Raw genomic sequence first — 1,968 nt, 5'->3', positions numbered from 1 at the left:
TAGGACGAATTTTTACGTACACTTACCGTATCCCGTATCAGTTCCACGGGGTCCTGGATAAGGTTTTTTCCAATACCGTCCAGGGTGAGGGACCGCCAGTTATCGGGTTTGCGCTGAACCAGTACTTGTTTGGTGAGGTAGAAGTAATCTGAAAAGGAAACTTCTTTCTTTCGACCTTCTGTTATGGCCAGGCCGTGGGCTACAAGGTCTACCTGGCCGCTTTGAAGGATTTCGAGCATCTGGTCCAGGTCCTGTGCCACCCGCAGTTCCAGCTCAACCCCAAGGTGTTTCGCCAGGCGCGTCAGCATCTCGTATTCATACCCCATGGGTTGCCCGCGATAGAGGAAATACCCTGTGGCGCTGTAGGAGATAAGTGCCCGCAATTTCCCATCTTCCCGGATCTCAGGGAGATCCCGCTGCACCAGGGCCGATTTATTTTCAGGGGCATCCCCGGCCCGGGTACCCTGGCAGGCTAAGGCCAGGGCCAAAAGGCAGAAGGCAATACCATATCGAACCAATTTTGCTTTCAAATCAGCAAAAGGTAAAAAATTTCAGGGAGAAATAGGCCAGGACTATCCGGGTTGGGAAGACTTCATATAGGAACAAAGCAGCCACGAGAGGCAGGTACTTAATAAATTTCAGCTCGGGAAATACTATTTAAAGGCAGGTATATAAGTCTATCGACCGGCTATTGCGTTTGAAGAAATCTCGAGGGACGCAGCCAATTCCCGCTCCATATCTTCAAGCCAAAGGGTAGACATGGAATCCGCGATAACTACGACTAAAAAAAGGACGAGGACAATGCCCAGAATGGTCAGGCAGCGGGCGCAGAATAATTTTTCGGAGGCTTTCATATTAATTGTAATAGGTTGGTATTCACCAAGCAATTTACAAAATCAGCATTAAATTAACAAATAATTAAGAATTGAATCTGATCGGTTTACCTGGTTCCCCATGGTTTTTCCTGCAGTCTGACTGAATCCAGAGGTTTTCGCAATGCTCCGGGAGTAAGAATCCTGGGCACCCCAGCCTATTCAGTACTTTTTTCGGCCCTGGGGCTTAGAAAATACGTCAGGGCACCCACGGCCAGGATCCCCGCCCCCATCAGGCTTTCCTGAGGCTGATTCACGATAAGGTACCCCAGGATCCATACACTGAAGAGCAGGAAGAGCAGGGGCAACCACGGATAAAAGGGCGACTGGTAATACGTCGCAGATGGATTGCGTTTTCTCAGGATAAAAACCCCACCCACGGCAAGGGCGGAACTCAGTTGCAATATAAACCCGCAATAGAGCAGGACACTTTCAAAGGTTCCCGTCAAGATGTAAAAGATACTGATAACGGCCTGAAACCAAATCGCCAACACCGGGAGGCTATTTTTGTTTTTAAGCCTTAAAAACCCCCAGAGTTTATAGTCTGCACTCATCGCCATGGAGACCCGGGGCCCCACCCATACCATGGCACTAATGCTGGAGATTAAAAAAAAGGCGATTAGTAAGTTGATTAAGGCAGCGCCTTTTGAGCCAAAAACAGCTGTAGCAAACACATGGCCGACGTCTATTTGACCCTTTAAAGCCTCCAGACTGCCGTGTTTGAGGAACACCAGCTGCAGGAGGACGTAGAGGAGGGTGACCACCAGGGTACCCCGTACCAGCGCTTTTGGAAGATTTTGAGAGGGGTGTTCAACCTCATCCAGAATATAGGCAGCAGCATTCCAACCGGTGTAGGAATAACTTACATACACAAAGGCTATGGCAAATGAAGGGGTCAATACTTCCAGGGTCCAGGATCCCGAAAAGTCCAAAGCAGAGGCGGCACTACCTACCCAAAGTCCGGTTGCGATCAGGAAGAGGAGCAGCAGTACCTTAAACCAGGTGGCTAAGGCCTGAAAGCGACTGCTCACCCTGAGGTTAAAGGAATGGATTCCCGAAATTACAATTACCGTTCCCACGGCCAATACGGGAGGTG

The 1,968-nt window shown here is 49.4% G+C and carries 3 protein-coding genes; all 3 read right to left on the bottom strand.

The genetic code is table 11. The annotated features are described in order from the left end of the window. Window positions 1-530, bottom strand: a 530-nt coding sequence (locus WBV75_RS08200) for a transporter substrate-binding domain-containing protein (protein ID WP_424120146.1), incomplete at its 3' end; no start/stop codon positions are given. A gap of 147 nt (window positions 531-677) precedes the next feature. Further along, entirely contained in the window at window positions 678-854 is a 177-nt protein-coding gene (locus WBV75_RS08195) for a hypothetical protein (RefSeq protein WP_424120145.1), read from the bottom strand. Window positions 855-1,030: 176 nt separating this feature from the next. Further along, the coding region (locus WBV75_RS08190; protein ID WP_424120144.1) for an APC family permease at window positions 1,031-1,968 on the bottom strand (938 nt) is incomplete at its 5' end.

Source organism: Robiginitalea sp. (assembly GCF_049588695.1).
Taxonomy (GTDB): domain Bacteria; phylum Bacteroidota; class Bacteroidia; order Flavobacteriales; family Flavobacteriaceae; genus Robiginitalea.
Note: the sequence above shows the minus strand (reverse complement) of the source record. Positions and strands in the feature narration are given on the sequence as shown.